This window comes from Lysinibacillus capsici, from assembly GCF_020217405.1.
Taxonomy (GTDB): domain Bacteria; phylum Bacillota; class Bacilli; order Bacillales_A; family Planococcaceae; genus Lysinibacillus; species Lysinibacillus capsici.
In genome coordinates, this window is sequence record NZ_CP084108.1 from 4,137,711 (window position 1) to 4,157,272 (window position 19,562).

15 protein-coding genes and 1 riboswitch are annotated in these 19,562 nt (G+C 37.0%); of the genes, 2 read left to right on the forward strand and 13 right to left on the reverse strand.

Annotated elements, in window-relative coordinates:
- Positions 1–22: 22 nt before the first annotated feature.
- The 10 genes from LCP48_RS20500 to LCP48_RS20545 all read right to left on the reverse strand — a co-directional run bounded on the left by LCP48_RS20500 (position 23) and on the right by LCP48_RS20545 (position 15,162).
- The gene (locus LCP48_RS20500) at positions 23–634 is read right to left on the reverse strand and encodes a response regulator transcription factor (RefSeq protein ID WP_004224461.1); all 612 of its coding nucleotides are present in this window, start codon (positions 632–634) and stop codon (positions 23–25) included.
- A gap of 16 nt (positions 635–650) precedes the next feature.
- Entirely contained in the window at positions 651–1,799 is a 1,149-nt protein-coding gene (locus tag LCP48_RS20505) for a sensor histidine kinase (RefSeq protein WP_009374109.1), read from the reverse strand.
- 130 nt (positions 1,800–1,929) lie between these two features.
- A complete protein-coding gene (locus LCP48_RS20510) occupies positions 1,930–2,961 on the reverse strand; it encodes a Delta(5) desaturase DesA (RefSeq protein WP_004224454.1) in 1,032 nt (343 codons plus the stop codon).
- Between the two features lie 109 nt (positions 2,962–3,070).
- Positions 3,071–3,571, reverse strand: coding sequence for a GNAT family N-acetyltransferase (locus LCP48_RS20515; RefSeq protein ID WP_225340489.1), 501 nt, complete (start codon positions 3,569–3,571; stop codon positions 3,071–3,073).
- A 100-nt stretch (positions 3,572–3,671) separates the two neighbouring features.
- Complete coding sequence (gene metH, locus LCP48_RS20520) at positions 3,672–7,103, reverse strand: methionine synthase (protein ID WP_225340490.1); 3,432 nt, start codon at positions 7,101–7,103, stop codon at positions 3,672–3,674.
- Positions 7,096–8,943 (reverse strand): bifunctional homocysteine S-methyltransferase/methylenetetrahydrofolate reductase, encoded by a 1,848-nt coding sequence (locus LCP48_RS20525; RefSeq protein ID WP_225340491.1) that lies wholly within the window; start codon positions 8,941–8,943, stop codon positions 7,096–7,098. Before LCP48_RS20525 ends, metH begins: the two co-directional genes overlap by 8 nt.
- Positions 8,944–9,032: 89 nt before the next feature.
- Positions 9,033–9,133: riboswitch (SAM riboswitch) on the reverse strand.
- A 99-nt stretch (positions 9,134–9,232) separates the two neighbouring features.
- A complete protein-coding gene (locus LCP48_RS20530) occupies positions 9,233–10,627 on the reverse strand; it encodes a protoporphyrinogen oxidase (protein WP_004224444.1) in 1,395 nt (464 codons plus the stop codon).
- A 237-nt stretch (positions 10,628–10,864) separates the two neighbouring features.
- Positions 10,865–12,157, reverse strand: coding sequence for a globin-coupled sensor protein (locus tag LCP48_RS20535; RefSeq protein ID WP_009374113.1), 1,293 nt, complete (start codon positions 12,155–12,157; stop codon positions 10,865–10,867).
- Between the two features lie 630 nt (positions 12,158–12,787).
- Complete coding sequence (locus LCP48_RS20540) at positions 12,788–14,074, reverse strand: tetratricopeptide repeat protein (RefSeq protein ID WP_225340492.1); 1,287 nt, start codon at positions 14,072–14,074, stop codon at positions 12,788–12,790.
- A 71-nt stretch (positions 14,075–14,145) separates the two neighbouring features.
- Positions 14,146–15,162: a YdcF family protein gene (locus LCP48_RS20545; protein ID WP_004224439.1), complete on the reverse strand. Its 1,017-nt coding sequence runs from the start codon at positions 15,160–15,162 to the stop codon at positions 14,146–14,148.
- Between the two features lie 184 nt (positions 15,163–15,346).
- Here LCP48_RS20545 and LCP48_RS20550 point away from each other — a divergent pair, with 184 nt between their 5' ends.
- Both LCP48_RS20550 and LCP48_RS20555 read left to right on the forward strand, forming a co-directional pair.
- On the forward strand, positions 15,347–15,808 hold the full coding sequence (locus tag LCP48_RS20550) for a hypothetical protein (RefSeq protein ID WP_225340493.1): 462 nt from the start codon (positions 15,347–15,349) through the stop codon (positions 15,806–15,808).
- Positions 15,796–16,083 carry a DUF2653 family protein gene (locus LCP48_RS20555; RefSeq protein ID WP_004224435.1) on the forward strand — a complete coding sequence of 96 codons (288 nt, stop codon included), beginning with the start codon at positions 15,796–15,798 and terminating at the stop codon, positions 16,081–16,083. The genes LCP48_RS20550 and LCP48_RS20555 overlap by 13 nt, the downstream gene beginning before the upstream one ends.
- Before the next feature lie 50 nt (positions 16,084–16,133).
- Here LCP48_RS20555 and LCP48_RS20560 read toward each other — a convergent pair whose 3' ends face one another.
- The 3 genes from LCP48_RS20560 to LCP48_RS20570 form a co-directional block, all read right to left on the reverse strand.
- Complete coding sequence (locus LCP48_RS20560) at positions 16,134–16,502, reverse strand: ion channel (RefSeq protein WP_009374114.1); 369 nt, start codon at positions 16,500–16,502, stop codon at positions 16,134–16,136.
- A 106-nt stretch (positions 16,503–16,608) separates the two neighbouring features.
- Positions 16,609–18,234 (reverse strand): S-layer homology domain-containing protein, encoded by a 1,626-nt coding sequence (locus tag LCP48_RS20565; RefSeq protein ID WP_004224429.1) that lies wholly within the window; start codon positions 18,232–18,234, stop codon positions 16,609–16,611.
- A gap of 109 nt (positions 18,235–18,343) precedes the next feature.
- A complete protein-coding gene (locus tag LCP48_RS20570; protein ID WP_004224426.1) occupies positions 18,344–19,510 on the reverse strand; it encodes an endonuclease Q family protein in 1,167 nt (388 codons plus the stop codon).
- Between the last annotated feature and the right edge of the window lie 52 nt (positions 19,511–19,562).

Here is a 19,562-nt window from a genome sequence, read left to right on the forward strand (position 1 = left end):
ATGATGCGATAAGGTTCTCATTTTATTTATTCCATCCTTTTTCTTTAAAGCGTGCAATGGCCTCAATTCGATTGCCAACGTTTAGTTTTTCTAAAATCGTCGAAATATAATTACGAACTGTGCCAGCAGACAAAAACAGCTCAGCAGCAATTTCCTTTGTCGTCTTGCCCTCTGCTACAAGTGTCAGAACTTGACTCTCTCGCTCCGTTAAAGGATTTTCACTATCATCTTCATAGACAAAATCAACGAGCTCTGGCGCATAAATGCGTTTACCGTCCATTATTGTACGGATTGCGCTCACTAACTCCTCTATAGGGCTATCCTTTAATAAATAGCCTCTGACACTCGCTTTTCTAGCACGTTCGAAATAACCAGGTCTAGCAAATGTAGTTAAAATAATGACTTTACAACCTGAGCCAGTGCTATGCATTTCTTCTGCTGCGTCTAGTCCCGTTTTCACCGGCATTTCAATATCCATAACACAAATATCAGGCTGATGCTCTTCCACAAGCATCAATGCTTCCTCACCATTTTTTGCTAAGCCAACAACCTCCATATCCTCCTCCATACTAAGTAAAGAGCGAAGTGCGCCTAATAGCATCCCCTGATCTTCAGCAATCACAATTCGTATCATGTCACAATCCTCTTTTCTATATGTTCTTCAAATTGTCTTTGACATTCTGATGCGTAATAGCTACTGGGATAGTTACCGTTAATGTAGTGCCCTCAACACTTTCAATTTTAAAGGACCCATTAATAAACTCTAAACGTTCCCGCATTCCTTTCAATCCATTACCAGTTCTCCAGGCTTGTTTTTTCGTAATACCCTGTCCGTTATCTCGCACTACCAAATAAACTTCTTTAAAATTTTGATGGAAAGCAATTTCACATTTTGTTGCTCCACTATGTTTGACAACATTATTAACCGCCTCTTTTAAGCACATTGATAAAACATTCTCTACAAGTGGTGGAACTTGCAATGCGTTTTTATCACCCTCAAAGACAAACTCCATTTCAGCTGCCTTTAGTATTTGTGAAATACGCATGATCTCATCTTCAAATTTTGCCGTACGCATATCTGAAACTAATTCCCGAACCTCTTTTAAGGCAATACTAGCCGTCTGGCGTATATCCTTAATCTCAATCAAGGCTTGCTGGGGATCTCGTTCAATCAACCTAGAAGCTAGATCACTCTTCAAACCTATCATGGACAATTTTTGTCCTAATGTATCATGCAAATCTCGAGCTATTCTTTGTCGTTCTTCAAAAACAATTAATTCAGCAATACGTTCATTGGCTGTTTCTAACTGTCCCTCTAAATTTTCACGTTTATTTTTGGAATAAAGCGTTAGCGGTAAAAGGACAACAGCTAAAATAGTTAATACAACGAAAGGCAACTGTGATAAAAATAGGTTGAGCTCTACAAAGAATCCAGCACCAGTTGAAATAACTGTAAATCCAATATGTAGACCATACATAATATAAAAGCCGACGGGTCTTCGGATATTCCCAATAAAAAATGCTGTGAAAATGGACAAATAGACATAGCCATACAAGATGGTCATAATAATGTTTATAACCATTTCAAAGCTAATCCACATATAAACTAAACCGCTTTTCGAATTCATAGCAAATCGATAGAAGATAAAATAAAGCATTAAAAATGTAATGCCTATCGATATTTCGATATAAGATGATTTCCTAAAAATGAAGAAAAACGGTAGGAAACAAAAAATTATCCACAAATATACACTGAGCATCGGACTATTCGGAATAATACTATGCCATTTCCTCAACATAATCTCACGCTCTTTCCTACTTTTCCCTTATTATAACAAGAAAATTAAATTTATGCCTGTGCATGCTTTGACCCATAGTCTTCTCTTTACATAAAACAGCCATCTCTCTTGCAGAGATGGCTGTTATCAACTAAGCGGCAATACTGCCTCTTGCTTTACGTTTTATAATTTCATTTACTTCTTTATACGTCACAAATTTACCTTGATCTTCATCATATAACTTGTAACGTAGTGATTCTAAACTCGTACGTAAAGTAATCGTTGTTGCCATGTGTAATGGCGGTGTCTCATTGTGTGCCTTTTCAAGATTATAATTAGGTACACGAGGAGCTAAGTGATGAACATGATGGAAACCAATATTCCCTGTTACCCATTGTAAAAGTTTTGGCAATTTATAATAGGAGCTTCCTTCAACTGCAGCTTTCACATAATCCCACTCTGAATCGTGTTCAAAATAAGAATCTTCATACGTGTGTTGGATGTAAAATAACCAAATTCCTAAAGAACCTGCAATAAATAAAGTAACGCCTTGCACTAATAAAAACGCTTGCCAGCCCATGAAGAAAATTAAAGCGGCACAAATTCCCACCATGACAATATTCGTTAAAATTGTATTGAGACGTTCCTTCTTCTTCGCATCCTTACGATTAAAACGATTTAAGACAAGAACCATATAAAGTGGGCCTAATCCAAACATCACAAATGGATTACGATAGAAGCGGTACCATAGACGCTGCCCTTTTGAGGCTTGCATATATTCTTCAACTGTCATCATATCAATATCACCGATACCACGCTTGTCTAAGTTTGAGCTTGTTGCATGGTGAATTGTATGCTCACGTTTCCATTTTTCATAAGGGAATGATGTTAGCACCCCAGTAAAAAATCCAACCCAGTCGTTTGCCTTTTTACTTTTGAAAAATGACCCGTGTGTACAATCATGAAAAATAATAAAAGTTCGTACGACAAAACCTGCTGAAATGGCACTTAAGCCAACTGTTAGCCAAGGTGATACATCCACTAACAAGTAACCAGCCACCCATAATGCAATTAACGGTACAATTGTATTTATAATCTGAAAAACACTTTTACGCGTATCTGATTTGGCAAATGGCGCTACATCTTGGCGTAACTTTTTTGTTTTTTCTTTAATAGTTGCCATCTTTTACTCCCTCGTTTCTTTTTTTCTTATGATCTCATCATAAAACAAGAACACAAGTCAATAACAGACGCAAACATCACAAAAAGGATATGACATTTGTCATATCCTTTTATGATTTCGGTCCAGTCAAATGAAGTTGATAGAACACAAGGTCTAGCCATTGTTCAAATTTATAGCCTGCATTTTTAATGGTTCCTGCATATTCAAAGCCTAATTTTTCATGTGCTTTAATACTACCAATGTTTTCTCCATCAATACCAGCAACAAGCGTTTTGACCCCATTTTCTTCAGCCATCGCTATCAGCTTGTTCATGAGTTTTGTCGCAATCCCTTTTTGATAATGCTCTTTATGCACATAGACAGAGTGCTCCATTGTATATTTATAACCTGGATAAGGACGGAATTGACTATAGGTAGCAAAGCCAACAACAAGCCCATTATCCTCAAATACAAGTAAAGGATTATCTAATGCTTGTTGTTCCTTAAACCACTGTACTTTTTCATCAAAAGTTTGTATTTCGTATCGATAGACAGCCTTGCTTGTTAAAATAATATCATTATAGATAGCCAAAACCTGAGGAATATCTTTTTCTTCCATGAATCGTATCATTCTGCTCACTTCCCTTAACCAAATTGTTTTCTTCTATAAAGAAACAGAGATAGACAGTCATTGAATAGACTATCTATCTCCTCTCCTCTTATTTTATGCCTTAAACATTGAAGTAGCGAGCATCAGGATGAGCAAAAACGATTGCAGATACAGATGCTTCTGGCTCCATCATAAAGCCTTCTGTAAGATGGACACCAATATCCTCAGGTTTTAATAGGCCGAATAGTTTCGCTTGATCCTCCAAGTTAGGACATGCAGGATATCCGAATGAAAACCGTTGACCTTGATATTTTGCAGCAAAACGATCTCTCATAGTGAAATCTGTTGCATCAGGGAAGCCCCATTGATCACGAATTTCTTGATGCATACGTTCAGCAAAGCCCTCTGCTAATTCTAAAGCAGTGGATTGCAAGGCATGACTTTCAAGGAATTTCCCATCCTCTTTTAACTGGCGGGCTTTAGCCATAACTCCTTGACCTGCTGTTACAACCATGAGTGCAATATAGTCCATTTCACCGCTCTCTACCGTTTTTAAGAAATCTGCAAGACATAAAAATGGTTCAACCTGCTGACGAGGGAAGGTAAAACGCTCAATTTCTGTCTTACTATCAGCAGGGTCATACACAACGACATCATCACCATCTGCTTGAGCAGGGAAAAATTGATACAAACCAGATGGCTTTAATAGATCACTTTTTAAATAATCATCTACTAAATCCTTGAGCTCTGTTGCTCTTGAATCACCCGCATCAAGCAATTGCTGAACTTGCCCTTTCAAGCCTAAATGGTGTCCCAGTAATGTACGCATATTAACATAAGGATATAAATGAGATACAGAATATTCTTTTTTCACATGACGTCGTAAATCAGCTGGTAAAAATACTGGCGCATCTTTTACTGTTCGTGCAGGCTTTATTGTTACCTCTTTTGCCGGCCGAGCAGCTCGTTTTTCATCGGCCTCTAAACGTTTTTGACGGGATTCTTCAATTTCTGCTAAGAAATTTTCACGTGTCCCTTCACCCATTAATAGATTCGCTTGCTCTAAGCCTTGCATAGCATCCTTTGAATAAATAACAGGACCACCATATTCATCTGCAATTTTTGTTTCAGTAAAACGACGTGAAAGTGCAGCACCACCAACTAAAATAGGAACATCAATTCCTGCCTCTTTAAAATCCTGAGCAGTAATGACCATCTGTTGCGCTGATTTCACGAGTAAACCTGACAGCCCAATAAAATCCGGTTTTTCCTTACGAATCGCTTCAATCAATTGGGCAGGGGTTACTTTAATGCCCAAATCGACTACCTTATAGCCATTATTACTTAATATAATATCAACAAGGTTTTTCCCAATATCGTGAACATCGCCTTTTACCGTAGCAAGTACCATTTTCCCTTTTCCAGCACTCTCTTCATCCTTCTCCATGAATTGCTCTAAATGAGCAACTGCGGCCTTCATCACACCTGCTGATTGTAAAACCTCTGCCACAATGAGTTGATTATCATTAAATAATCGACCTACCTCAGCCATGCCCTCCATTAAAGGACCATTAATTATATCAAGTGGCGCCTCGAAGATTTCCCGTGCAGCGTCTAAATCCTCAATTAGCCCTTCTTTGGTACCTTCTAATATATAGTAAGCTAAACGACCTTCAACCGTTTTCGGAATATCAGCTTCCGTTTTTTCCTTCTTTTTATCTCGATAAAAATCTGTAAACACTGCTAATGTTTCATCATTAGTATTAAAGAGCAGGTCATTTGCGAGTTTGATTTCTTCTTCGGGGATGGATGCATAACGCTCCAATTTCTCTGTATTAACAATGGCATAATCTAAGCCCGCCTGTGTACAATGATAAAGATAAACAGCATTCAGTACTTCACGGCCAACTGGTGGTAAGCCAAATGAGATATTACTTACGCCAAGTACCGTCAATGTCTGCGGCAATTTTTCTTTGATGAGACGAATGCCTTCAATCGTTTCTAACGCTGAGCCAATATACTGCTCATCCCCAGTCCCTACAGGGAACATTAATGGGTCGAAAATGATATCCTCTGGTGCAATCCCCCATTTCTCCGTTAAAAGTTGATAGGAGCGCTCGGCAATTTCGAGCTTTCGATGACGGTCAACCGCCATTCCCTTTTCATCTATCGTTCCGACAACTAACGATGCACCATATTTTTTCACGAGTGGTAATACTGCATCAAATCGTTCTTCACCATCCTCTAGATTAATAGAGTTAATGATGGCTTTCCCTTGTGAAAACTTTAATGCTTCCTCAATTACTTTTTCATCAGTTGAGTCAATTACAAGAGGCACCTTAACCTTTTTTACAACCTCCTGCATAAAACCACGCATATCTGCTAATTCATCGCGATCAGGGTTGGCTAAACAAATATCAATAACATGTGCACCATTTTTGACTTGAGCACGTGCAATCTCTGCAGCCTCCTCAAATTTACCATCGATGATTAAATTCTTAAATTTACGAGAGCCGATTACATTTGTTCTCTCCCCAATAAATAATGGACGCATAGAATCGTCATACAATAATGGTTCAATTCCTGATACCGCATGACCATGTGTTTTTTCCGGTAATTGACGAGGTTTTTCATCTTTTAAGACCTCACGAATGGCTGCAATATGAGCCGGTGTCGTCCCACAACATCCACCTACAATATTAAGCCAACCTTTTTCTGCAAAACCTTTTAATTTTTGCGATAGCGATTCTGGTGATTCGTGATAACACCCTTCTTCATCTGGCAAGCCAGCATTTGGATAACAGCTAATATAGCCTGTTGAAAGCTCTGCTAATGAACGAATGTGATCCGTCATAAACTCAGGTCCTGTCGCACAGTTTAGGCCAACTGATAATGGTTTAATATGCTCGATCGAAATATAAAAGGCATCGATTGTTTGCCCTGCAAGCGTTGTACCCATCGGTTCTATTGTTCCTGAAATCATGACGGGTAGCTCTTTTCCCGTTGATGCAAAAGCGCGCTTTACGCCAAGTGTGCCTGCTTTGACATTGAGCATATCCTGACTTGTTTCTAATAACAAAACGTCGGCTCCTGCCTCAATTAATGCCTTTGCCTGTACATAAAAATTTTCCTCTAGCTCATCAAATGTAATACCACCTGTTACTGATAACGTTTTTGTTGTTGGCCCCATAGCCCCTGCGACAAAACGTGGCCAATCCGATGTGGAATAACGATCCACTGCTTGGCGAGCAATTTCCACTGCACGCTTATTAATTTCTTCTGCTTTTGTGCCAAGATCATATTCATTTAACACAAGAGGCGTCCCACCAAATGTATTTGTACAAATAATATCTGCGCCTGCCTCTAGGTATTTATGGTGAATTTTTTCAATGACATCTGGTCTAGTAAGCACAAGATTTTCATTACAGCCATCAAGTTCCTCGCCACCAAAATCCTCTGCTGCTAAATTTTCATTTTGTAGCATTGTTCCCATCGCGCCATCAAGAATTAAAATACGTTTCTCTAATTGCTCTTCAATCGAGTGCTTAGCCATGTATACTTACTCCTTTTTTCTGTTCATCCAATTGCTCTATATATTTCATCAACTCTAATGTCACATCGTAACGTAAAAATGGTGTAATAAGGTAAATCCCATTGAAATATTGCGTAGCCACTTCTACTAATTCTTTTGCTATGGAAATCCCTTCCAATGTCGCCCTTTCCTTATCTTCTCCACATGCTTTCATTCTTGTTAAGGCATCTTCAGATAATTTGATACCTGGCACTTCATGATGTAAAAATTCAGCACTTTTATAACTCGTAACAGGCATAATACCGATATAAATGGGAGCTTGTAAATGCTTTGTTGCCTCATAAATCTCTACAATTTTCTCTTTCGTATATACTGGTTGAGAAATGAAGTAGTCTGCCCCATGCTCAATTTTATTCTCCAAGCGTTTCACAGCACGTTCTAACACACGGACGTTTGGATTAAATGCAGCAGCAACTGAAAAATTTGCTTTTTTACGAAGTGGCTTACCTGAGAAAGAGACCCCTTCATTTAATTGCTTAATTAATTGGATTAGCTCCATGGAAGATACATCATAAACACTTGTCGCACCTGGGAAATCTCCTACTTTCGTTGGATCACCCGTAACGGCCAACACATCATGAATACCTAAAGCATTTAACCCCATTAAATGAGATTGTAGACCAATTAAATTACGGTCTCGACATGTAATATGAGTTAGTGGGCGTACACCATGTGAGCTCTTCAACAATGCGCCCATTGCAATATTGCTAATACGTGGAGAGGCCAATGAATTGTCTGCCATCATAACTACATCTGCACCTGCATCATATAATTGCTTTGCTCCTTCAAGGAACCCGTCAATCTCTAAATGTCTAGGTGTATCCAACTCTACTATGACAGAGCGTTCACGTTTAACTTTTTCATGAAGAGGCTCATACTTTGTTGGCTCCGCTTCCCGAACAATCTCAATCTTTTTAGGCTTCGCATGCTTCTCCTGAACCGGTGATAACTCTTCTAAATACTTCTTTGCTGCTGCAATATGTTTGGGTGTTGTACCACAGCAGCCCCCTATTAAGCGCACACCTTGATCACGCAATTCAACAGCCGCTCGACCAAAATAATCAGCCTCTGACTCATAAACGACACGCCCATCCTCTAAGTCCAGAAGTGATGCATTCGGGTAGGCCGACATAAATGCCTTATGAGGAAGTTCTACACCTTCAAATGCCTGAATTGTATGGTGTGGACCTAGTCGACAATTGACACCAACAATATCCGCACCTAAGACTTCAAGCTCATGGAGAGCATTATTTAAAGACACCCCATTTTGTAAAACACCAGGCTCATGCATAGAAACTTGTGCAATAATCGGCAATTTTGTTTTTTCTCGTAGCATCTTTAAGGTTGCTGTTAATTCTTCAAAATCATAATAAGTTTCAAGTAAAAGGCCATCTGGATTCCCTGCAAGTAAGACTCTTGCTTGTTCTTCAATAGTCGCTAATATTTCATCCAAGGTTGCATCACTTTTACGAATTCCCCGAATACCACCAATTGTTCCTAAAACAAATTGACCGCCATCAGCCGCTGCTCGTTTTGCGATGGTGATAGCAGCTTCATTAAATTGTTGAACACGTGATTCTAATCCATAGCGAGCTAATTTAATGGCATTTGCACCGTACGTATTCGTTTGAATGATGTCAGCACCAGCTGCAATATATTCTCTATGAATCTTTTCAATTAACTCGGGTCTCTGAACATTCATTTCCTCATGGCAATACTCCAATCCATAGCCGTATAGCACTGTGCCTATTGCACCGTCTGCCGTCAATACATGCGTTTTTAACCTTTCAAGCAATCCCATAAAATTAGCCTCTCTTCCTATGTCTCTATATAATAAAAAGCCTTCTTTCATAAAAAAAGAAGGCTTTAACGATTCATCATTGTTGTTCCTTCTCATCTTCGACTCAACGGTCTTCTGGATTTAGCACCTGACAATAAAGTTGGTTGCTGAAGCTTCAATGGGCCAGTCCCTCTGCTTCTCTTGATAAGAATTAAGTATGAATTTTTTAAATAATTAAAAGAATCATATCGTTTACTGACGAATGAGTCAAGACTATTTCACATAACAAAGTTTTTTTTCACTTAAAAACTTAGAAATTGGCAAGTTCCTTTGCAAGCTCTTCGCCAATTTTTTTCCCGTTTTGAATGCAAGCACCAATACCTACGCCAAAATATGAGCACCCTGCAATCGATAAATTAGGATATTTCTCATGTAATTCTTGTAGTAACCCTTGTAATGCCTCACGATGCGCTAGATCATATTTAGGCATTTGATCAATCCATTTTGTTACATTCATAACGGTTGGCTGCTCTTCTATTCCTAGGCTCTTTCTCACATCTTCTAAAGCAACTGCTGCCAATTCTTCATCCGTCATGGCACGTAGTTGCTCATAGGCTGGATTGATGCTCTTATAAAAGAGTCGCACAAGTAATTTATTTTCTTTCGATGTATGCTTCCATTTACGACTAGTCCAAGTTGCTGCATTACAAGTAACGTCTGAATTATGGGAAACAATATAACCTGTTCCATCTGCTGGCAATTTAGCATCTGGCACATCAAAACCTAGATAGATAGTAATCGCTGATGCTGTCGTAAATCGATCAAAATAGCGGTTTAAAGATTCATCCTGTAGCAGATTTTGGACAGTATCGTTCGGTAATGCTAAAACGACATAATCTGACTCAATAATTTCACCATTAGCTAAGGAAATAGTGTATTTCTTATCTTGTTTTTGAACATTTAAAGTAGTAACACCCTTGATAATTTCTACATCGGATAAGGTTTGTTCAAGTCGATCAATTAAAGAAGATAAACCTTTTTTAAAGGATATAAATTTTTTGTTCGCTGCTTTAACAAATTGCTCACGATTCGCATCAAAGCCTTTAATAATACTTCCATAATCATTCTTATAATCAATCAAATACGGTAAAGTAGAGCCAATAGAAAGCTGATGTAAATCTCCCGAATAAACACCTGCAAGGACTGGTGCAATTTGATTTTTCACCAGTTCCTCTCCTAAATAGTAAGTTAAAAATTCACCGATTGAACTTTCCTTTGTGAAGCTATTGTTTGGCAATGTTAAATCCTTCAACGCTTCTTTTTTTCCTTGCTCGGAAATAAGTGTACTTTCCTCTAAGGATGCTAAACTCATCGGTATTCCAAAAGTTGAATCTGCCGGAATAGCATGTAACTCATTATTCGTATAAATATAAGAAATACCTGTTTCGTTGTAAACTAGTTCCGCCTCAAAATCAAGTTCCCGCACGAGTTCCATAACGCCTTGATGACGGGCTACAATAGAATCAGCACCCGTTTCCATGATGAAACCTTTTTCATGTGCTGAATATAATTTGCCTCCTAAATATGTATTTTTTTCTATAAGCACTAGACGAACATCTAAATTATGTTCCTTTACTTGACGTTGCAAATAATGCATTGTACATAGTCCTGTAATACCGCCGCCTAAAACAACAACTGTTTTCATCATAACCGCCCCTATTATTCATTCTTTCTACAGTATAATCTTTTTTTCATTGAAAATTACGTTAAACCCTTTACAAATTTAGCAAAAATAGAGCTATTTCTTCAGTGAAATAGCTCTTACTTTCTGAATCTCTATAAGATTGATCCTCTATAACGATGGCTTCACAACAAACATTTTAATAGGTACTATAGTGTTTATTACGTCTAAAAACATAAAAAATAGGATGTTGTTAATAGTCTATCCTTTTAAATTTTGCGCAAAGCTCGCTAATTTTTCTGCTGAATTTGTTACCTCAGTAAATGAAGTGCCTAATTCACTTAATATGCCTACAATTGCTTGTATTTTTGTTGCCATACACTCATTTTGATCTTTTGCCTCTGTCATGGCTCCCAATATACTCGTAAATTGGCCTTCAGTTTGTAACATATTTTCTTCACCTGCTGCAACTTCATCTTGAATATTTGTCAAAGAATACTCTAGTTTCTCTGTTCGTTCACCTGTCTTTTTCAATAACAAAGCCACTGCTGTAACAGATTCTTTTGTCTGAATTGATAATTTACGTACTTCATCGGCCACTACACTAAAGCCCTTTCCCGCTTCCCCAGCACGTGCTGCTTCAATTGCAGCATTTAAAGCCAATAGATTTGTTTGATTCGCAATATTGGTCACAACACTCATGATTGTTTCCATTTCCTTAGACATACCTGATAATTGTTCAATATTTTCTTCTATATCATGAAGAGAATGACTAATATTGAGCATATTTTGTGATTGATTTTTTAAACGCTCGCGACCCTCAAGTGCTTGGTTTTCAGCCAGTGTAGACACATCGAGTGATTTTTTTGCCAAATGTTTAATTTCGTCAGATTGCTTACTTAAGCAGGAAAATGAATTATTGGTTTCCTGTGAGATAGCTGCAAGTGCTTCCGAAGAATCTACAATCTGTCGTTCAATCGCTTCTTTTTCATGAACCATTTTTTCTTTCAGTTGTTCCACAGTGTTTTCAAAAGCTTCTAAAACGAGTTGTTGCTCAAAATTACAAATTTTCGATATAGCTCTGATCGTATTAAATTGATCTTGTGGAAATTCTATATTTTTTTCGACTAAATCAATAAATGATATCGATAAATCTTGGAATGCACAGATATACCACTGTGTTCTAAGCCCAATGTGGACATGCACCTTTGCAATTTTTACACGCCTTTGGTAATACATCTCATCAATGGTTCCGTTAAACATTTCAATAATATGTTGCCGTAATGTTACTTTAAGCTTTTCTACAGAACTATGATGACTGATAATATCTACCAAATGATGCTCTGTTCCAATCATGTTGTAAAAACGGTTTACGATGTGATCTACATTATCCATAACTATTGGCTGGAAAGCTTTTAAATATTGTAAGTCGTTCTTCTTTAAGTTCAGCATTTCAATTTGCTTCGCCATCGATTGACGAGAGGACAAATCCATTTTCACTGTGTATTGCTGTAAATCCAATACCTTCGTCTTTCTCTGTTTTTGAAAAATCACACATCTTCCCTCTTTCATTCCGTTTACTTGCATCAGGCTGAGAAACATCAAATCCCTTTTAACATATTGATGGATACACGAAAAAATACCGATAAAATCAGATTAGTCTGATTTAATGGTTACATTCAATAGCGCAATTCCTTATGACAGACTTCCTCCAAAAGTATGTCGGGTACCCCTTTACTCAATTTATCCTAAGATCATATGCTTTCAGCAAACAGATATAGTCACTCCATGACTATCAGTAAATTATTTACGTATGCTTCTTTTCAAAATCACTCATATACATTAATCATTTTATAAATGACTGTCAATCTTATAAGTACCATTTTTTTACACAAAATATATAAAAAGTCCTTGTTGTTAAATAAAGCGTAATAAACAATAAAAAAGCTACCACAATATTATTGGGTAGCTTTTTTAACTATTTTTTTGTTTATTATGCTTACTTGTTTTATATTTATTCTACTTTTTTATTGATCATCTTCAAATTTCACTATACTAATATTTTTTCCCCTCAATCATCATCTATCTAAATACTCGTAAAAAGCAGTCTAATTTAGACCAAAATACTCACGAGTTGCAGCATTATAAATAATTCTAAAAACCTATGTTTTTTTAACACTAAATTTACAATCCTTTAAGTTCCTGTAATATTTTAGCTGCTTCTTCGGATCCTGCATCTGCCGCGAGTCCAAACCATTTAATAGCTTCTTTCAGATTTCTATCTAACCCTGTATCTTTATTAAAAATATGCCCTAACTGTAGCTTGGCTTCCACATCTCCTTGAAGTGCGGCCTGCTTAAACCAATGAATACCTTTTTCGAGATTGCGAATTCCAGCCAGACCATTACTCCATATATAACCTAAATCATAAAAGGCATCTACATGATATTGCTCTGCAGCTCTTTCATACCAAAACAGACCACGATTGACATCTTTCACTTGGCCTAAGCGACCCTCTAAATAAATTCCACCAAGTCGATATTGTGCTTCCACATACCCTGCCTCAGCTGATTTTTTATAGGCGTTAAAAGCCTCTTTCACATCTACCTCAACACCTAGCCCCTGCTCATAAATAATCCCTAACGTAAACATTGCCTCTGCCACATTCTTTTGTGCAGCATAATCAAACCATTTCTTTGCTAATGTATAATCCGTTGAGACACCCTCGCCATTAAAGTACATATCTGCTAAATTATTGGCAGCATCCGCATGTCCCTGTAAAGCTGCTTTTTCATAGTATGAAAAGGCAAGGGAATAATTTTCCTCCATACCTATGCCCCCGAAGCAAAAATTCCCAAGCATATATTGAGCATCTGCATTTCCTTGGGCAGCAGCTAGCTCAAACCATTTCAATGATTTTTCAGGTTGAAAATGTTTACCCTCTCTAGAATTATAGTATTCGCCCAGTTGATATTGGGCATCACCATCCTGCTCTTCAACCGCTTCCTTATACAAATCAATAATGAGCTCATGATCTAAGTCCTCTTCATCTAGAACAGCAACTTGTTCATCTTGATGGCGAAAATACCATTCTACAATATCAAGCACATCATCTACTACTTCTATACTGTTTTTTAACGTTTCTAGCGAAGAAATTTGCCAAATGAGTATATAGATAGGCTGTGGAATGGCATCGCGCAAGACATCATCATATTCTGCCAACAGCGTTAATACATTCTCCTGAATCGATTGAGATTGCACTGTATGGACAATCTGCAAATGACGTTGTTGCTGTTCTTTTAATAATCCTCGTACTACTTGATACAGTATTTTCTGCAAGGCTGTTAGGTTAACTTCAGCGAATGTAAGTAATTTTATATTTTGAGCAAACCACTGATCTTGAGTTTGTGTAAGATTTTGTAGGGAAATTATTCGTTCTTTATTTCGCTTGGCTAAAATTTGCTCGTACATTATTTTCCTCCCTTGCACACTATGTAAAAAACTGCCTTACCACTATTATATGGAAGACAGTTGAAGTTTGGTTACACATATGCTCTCAATAGTAAGCCTACGATAAGCGTAATAATTAAAAATACTGTGACATGGGTCCATTTATACATGGCTAATAAGCCTATAAATTCCCGTGTAAATGCATTAGGAACATAGTAAAAAGCAGTTTTTGAGCCAATTCCCTCGGCATCTAATGCTGCTTTCCTAGCATAAATACTTGCGCGAAACACATGGAAATTATTCGTAACAAAAATGGAACGATAATTCTCTCCATGAGAATGGTGGTCCATTATTTGCTTTGAAAAGATCATATTTTGTTCTGTATTGGCTGAACGATCCTCCATTACTATCTTGTCAGTCGGAATATGATGTACTTCTATTAGGTATTGTTTCATTGCATATGCTTCTGATACCTTTTCATCATTTCCTTGACCACCAGAGACAATGATATAAGGCTTCATCTCATACTTTATATATTGCTTTACTGCTTCATCTAAACGACTTGCTAAAAGCGGAGGTACTGTATCGCCAATTAACCCTGAACCTAATGCAATAATGTAATTTGGTTCATAACGTATTGGTGTAAGAAGATACAATATTGAATAAGCAAGAACACTAGTATATAAGAACATTGTATAGCCAAAAATCAAAAACGCATAGAAGAAAAGAATATGCCAAAATACATTTTCAATTTCAATAAAAATGACGAATACATACCATATCATCATAATAACAAAACTTAGCCCCAATATAGCTAACATTAAGTTACGAAATTTGCGTCCTTCCTTTTCCAATAATACTTTACTATTGAAAAACATGGCTATCGATAAAATAAACATAATGCTTGGAAAGCTTCCTAATATAATGAATATCCCCATTTCGGAAATAATCCCCTGATCATTCGGTAGCAATAAAGGATAATGAATAATGAACGCTCTGACAATATACATACCTATCAGGCCAAGGGCTACCGCGTTAAGAAATCGCCTTTTTTCTGTTAGGTACAAAATAATAAAAATGGTAAGGAAGATTGATAAAGTTAGTAGCATTTTTTCACTCCTTTCTATTGTATAATTTCTGCAATCATTACATCTGCCACTATTTGTCCATATTTTTTGATATAGCTTAATTTTTGAAAGCGTTTGTTTTATTTTTTAATATAGTTCATGTAATATTACTATATAAGAACTAGTTTATGATTAGATTAAAAATTATATTGGAGGAATGTATGTAATGAAAAAAATTCTTGCCGCTCTTTTTGCAGCGACACTGATATTTTCAACTGTTGGTGCAACATTATTTATTTCTGATACGCCAACGGCAGAAGCTAAATCCTATAAATCGGGTAAAAAGGGCTTCTCTAACAATAATAATAGCTCGAATATCCAAAAATCGGATACTACTAAAGATCAAAACAATGCAACAACAAATAAAAACAACTCAACATCTACTAATAAAGCAGATACTCCTAAAAAAGGTGGCTTTTTCTCAGGTGGTCTGATGAAAGGATTAATGCTTGGTGGACTTGCTGGATTATTATTCGGTAGTCTATTTAGTGGTATGGGTATACTGGGAAATATTTTAGGTTTACTTATTAATGTCGCAGCAATTGTTGTTATTGTGATGCTTGTTGTGAAGATAATAAATATGTTTAAAGATAACAAGCGCAAAGAGGAAGCACAATGGCACAAATAATCAACGAACAAGATATTATTAATGCTATTTGTTTATCTCAAGCCTACTATCAAAACATTCGACCCGAGGATGTTCTTGTTGAATTGACTTACGAGGATGATGCAGGCTTTGGTGCGGAGGTCGAAGTCAACGGTCAAATCGAGGTGCTTAATACAGCAGCCATGATTGGTGCCTTACGTGTTTGGATCAAGGATGTTCTACACGGTGATCCATTCTCAACAGGGATTGAACTTGTTTTAGATGACGAAGAAGGCATTATTGCCAAACTATCATAAAAAAATAGCAGTACAATGAATCGTCCAAAAGAATTCATTGTGCTGCTATTTTACTTTTTCAAACGTTTTTTAACCTCTTCTTTTTCTTCTTCATTAAGAGAAAAATCTACGATAGAGCGTCCCAGCATTAATAACATGATAAACATTACTCCTGTACCAACAATTAAATAAATCATTGTAAAAACTTTAGAATAAGCCGTTGTTGGAAATAGTCCTGTTTCGACTCCAGTTGGAATTAAGCTCACTACAGCAAAATACATGGCATCCAACCAGTACCACCCTTCTGTCCCCTTGTAGAATAGAGTGCCTGATAGAATGATTAAAAATAGTGTAGTAAATAATGATAAGAACTGTGGACGTTTAAAGGACCTCCACAAACCTTTTACTAATCTTTTAGCAGATAATATAAATGACAGCATCCCATTCTCCTTTATTAATGGACGTACAACAGCTTAGTTAGACTATACTTCGTTTTTTACGAAAACGTCAAAAGGTAGAGGAGACAATTCCCCTACCTTCTAATTATTATTGAATGAGTAGCTGACTAAGATTGGTAAATATTTTAGCTGCTTGACCTCTTGTTGTGACAGCCTCAGGTGAAAATTTCCCTCCATCCCCTGTCACAATTTCTAATTCATACAGCATTGTGATGGCACGTTTGGTTTCTGCATTATAAGAAGCAACATCTCTAAATGGCACATTGCCTTTTGCAATATACGGCTGATTAGATTGCTGTTCATAGGCGCGATGAATCATTAAAGCTAATTGAGCACGTGTCACAGGGTGTCCAGGCTTAAACTTCCCATCGGTTCCTTTAATAAGACCATGTACATATGCTGCCGCAATTTCTGCCTGTGTTGCTGCATCATAATTTGCGATATCAGTAAATGGTGCTTTTTCTTCAGTAGTTAAGCCAAGACTTCTTACAAGAATGGCTGCAGCTTGGGCACGTGTTACACTACTCTCAGGTCTAAATGTCCCATCTGTATAGCCATTCATTATACCTGTATTTGCGGCTTTTTGGATATACTCTTTTGCCCAGTGATTCTGTGTATCTGTAAAGCTAACGGTTCCTTTCGTAGTGAAAGTTACTGTAGGATTTTGAACACTTTCATTACCAGCACCATCAATGGCTTTGATAGATACATTGTAGGTTGTATTTTCTATTAAATCTTTGAGCGTAATTGTAGTAGTGTCAGCATTTAAAGTTGAAGTTAATTTTCCATTCACATAGACAAGGTAATTTGCTACGCCTACATTATCTGTCGCTTCTTGCCAGCTAACCTTAACAGATGTATGATCTTTTACCTCTACTCCTATAGCCTGCGTGACATCCCATAAAGAGCTTGTTTTAATAATTGGTAAAAATGCTTCATTTGCTACCGCTAAATAACCAGCTTCACTTAAATGAATATTTTCAGGGTTTGGTAGATAGTTGGCAACATCCTTTGCAACAACATCATATGTAGGAACAAAAATAGCGCCCGCTTTTTCAGTAGTTGTTTTGATTGTTGAATTCAAAGTAGCTAATAACAGATTAAATTGTTTTTGTAAGTTCGCACTATAGTATGGGAAGGAATTATAATAGCCCATTACATATACTTCAGCTTGTGGATTAATTTTTTTGATTTCAGATAGAATAGTAGCAATGTTCGATACAGCTTCTTTAGTAGCTTTTATGATAGCCACAGTGTCAATTCCCGTTGTTTGAGATTCTTTTAATATTGGCAATAGATCATTTGCCCCAGCTGTTAATGTGATGATTTCAGCTTCCTTAATAGAAGCTCGTAACTTTGCCTGTTCCTCTGTATAGCCAAAACCAGTCACTGTTTTTTCAACATCATTTTGTAGATCAACTAAAACATTTTTAGTTGTGTAGCCTGACATAGCAAAGCCCTTATTAAAGGAAGTAAGGAAGCCGTCTTGCTGTAATGCCTGTGCAATAAAATCGGTATAGCCTAATCCAATTACACCTACTTCATTCATCCCATGTGCTAATGAATCACCAAGAGCCACATAATCGGTTTGTACAATCCAACTTGGTGCTATACGGTCACCCTGTCCTTCTTCTGCACTAGCTGCTACAGGTATAGCTAATTGCAAAGCCAATATACTTGAAGCTAAAAAACGAAATTTCTTTGATAATCTCATTTACTCTCTCCTCTACTTATAAAATAGTCGTTGTTTTCACTATTTTACTAGAGGAGCGATAAAAATAGGTTAAATTACAACAATCTTTTTAAAACATTTCATTTTTTATCTAATCAACCTGTATCTTTCCATAAATCCCACCACCACCAACTTCAATGGCTAATTGACCCGTTCTCGCTAAATCGATTAATTGGGCTAGTTTATGTGGCACAATTTGTTCAAGCTGGTCGATTGTTACACGATGCAAAATATTCATTTCTGTACCAAATGCTCTGATTAAACGTTCCATCATTTTAGGACCTATACCTGGAATGAAATCAAGTGGTATCTGATGAATGTAAGGTGGTCTATTTCGCTTATTGGGAAAGTCTTCAGATAGCTCCTGTATACGGGTAGCTACTCCCTTTATAATATGAGTACTCCCACATTCTATACAAATGATAGCTTCTTTACTTAGCTGTTGACTACATTTTGAACAAACTGTTTGATGATATTTGCCAAGTAAAGGATTCAGGCCATAGTTGGCTATTACCGCTCGTCCCTCTTGCTCATGCAGAGCCATTTTTAATTCTGTAAAATTCGCTTCTGCTAATCGTAACTTTTGATATTCTCGTGCTAATTTTCCAAGGGAATGCGCATCGGAATTGCTAACGAATGTATATGCTTGTAATTCTTTAATATGACGTACCATATTTGTATCAGAGCTTAAACCTAATTCAATGCCATCAATAAGGTGGGGATCAAAGACTTCAGTTAAACTTCGACGAACCCCTTTGCCAAACAAACTTTTAAATGGTGTAAATACATGTGCAGGAATAAAAATACCTCCCAATTCATGCACCTTTTGCTGCAATGTCTGGCCATCACAATAAATACGCTGTGAACTTAAATGGATATTCTTCATATGTTGTGACATCCATTCTGAGAACTGCTTCATGAGCTCTAGTGTAGGAAAGTAAGCAAGCACATGAATAGGACCCTGACAATGTTGATCATAAATTTCGATCTCTGATCCGGGAATCAAAGTTGTTTCCTGAAATCGCAGACCACCTTCTTTAAGTTCTTGCAGTTCTCCGTGTTCAATCATCCTCACCATTTCTTCGATTACTTCTGGTGAGTGACAGTCAATGATCCCAATGATGTCTAATCCTTTTCTTGCACTAGCCGTCTCTAAAATTCGTGCTAATGTTAACGTTTTACTGCCAGTAATTTTCACTGCCCTTCCACTAGAAGTACGTCCAATATGAATATGTAAATCAGCATAAAATTCATTCAATTCAAACACTCCTTTTAGTACATCTATAAAACGAAAATACCTTACATTACTG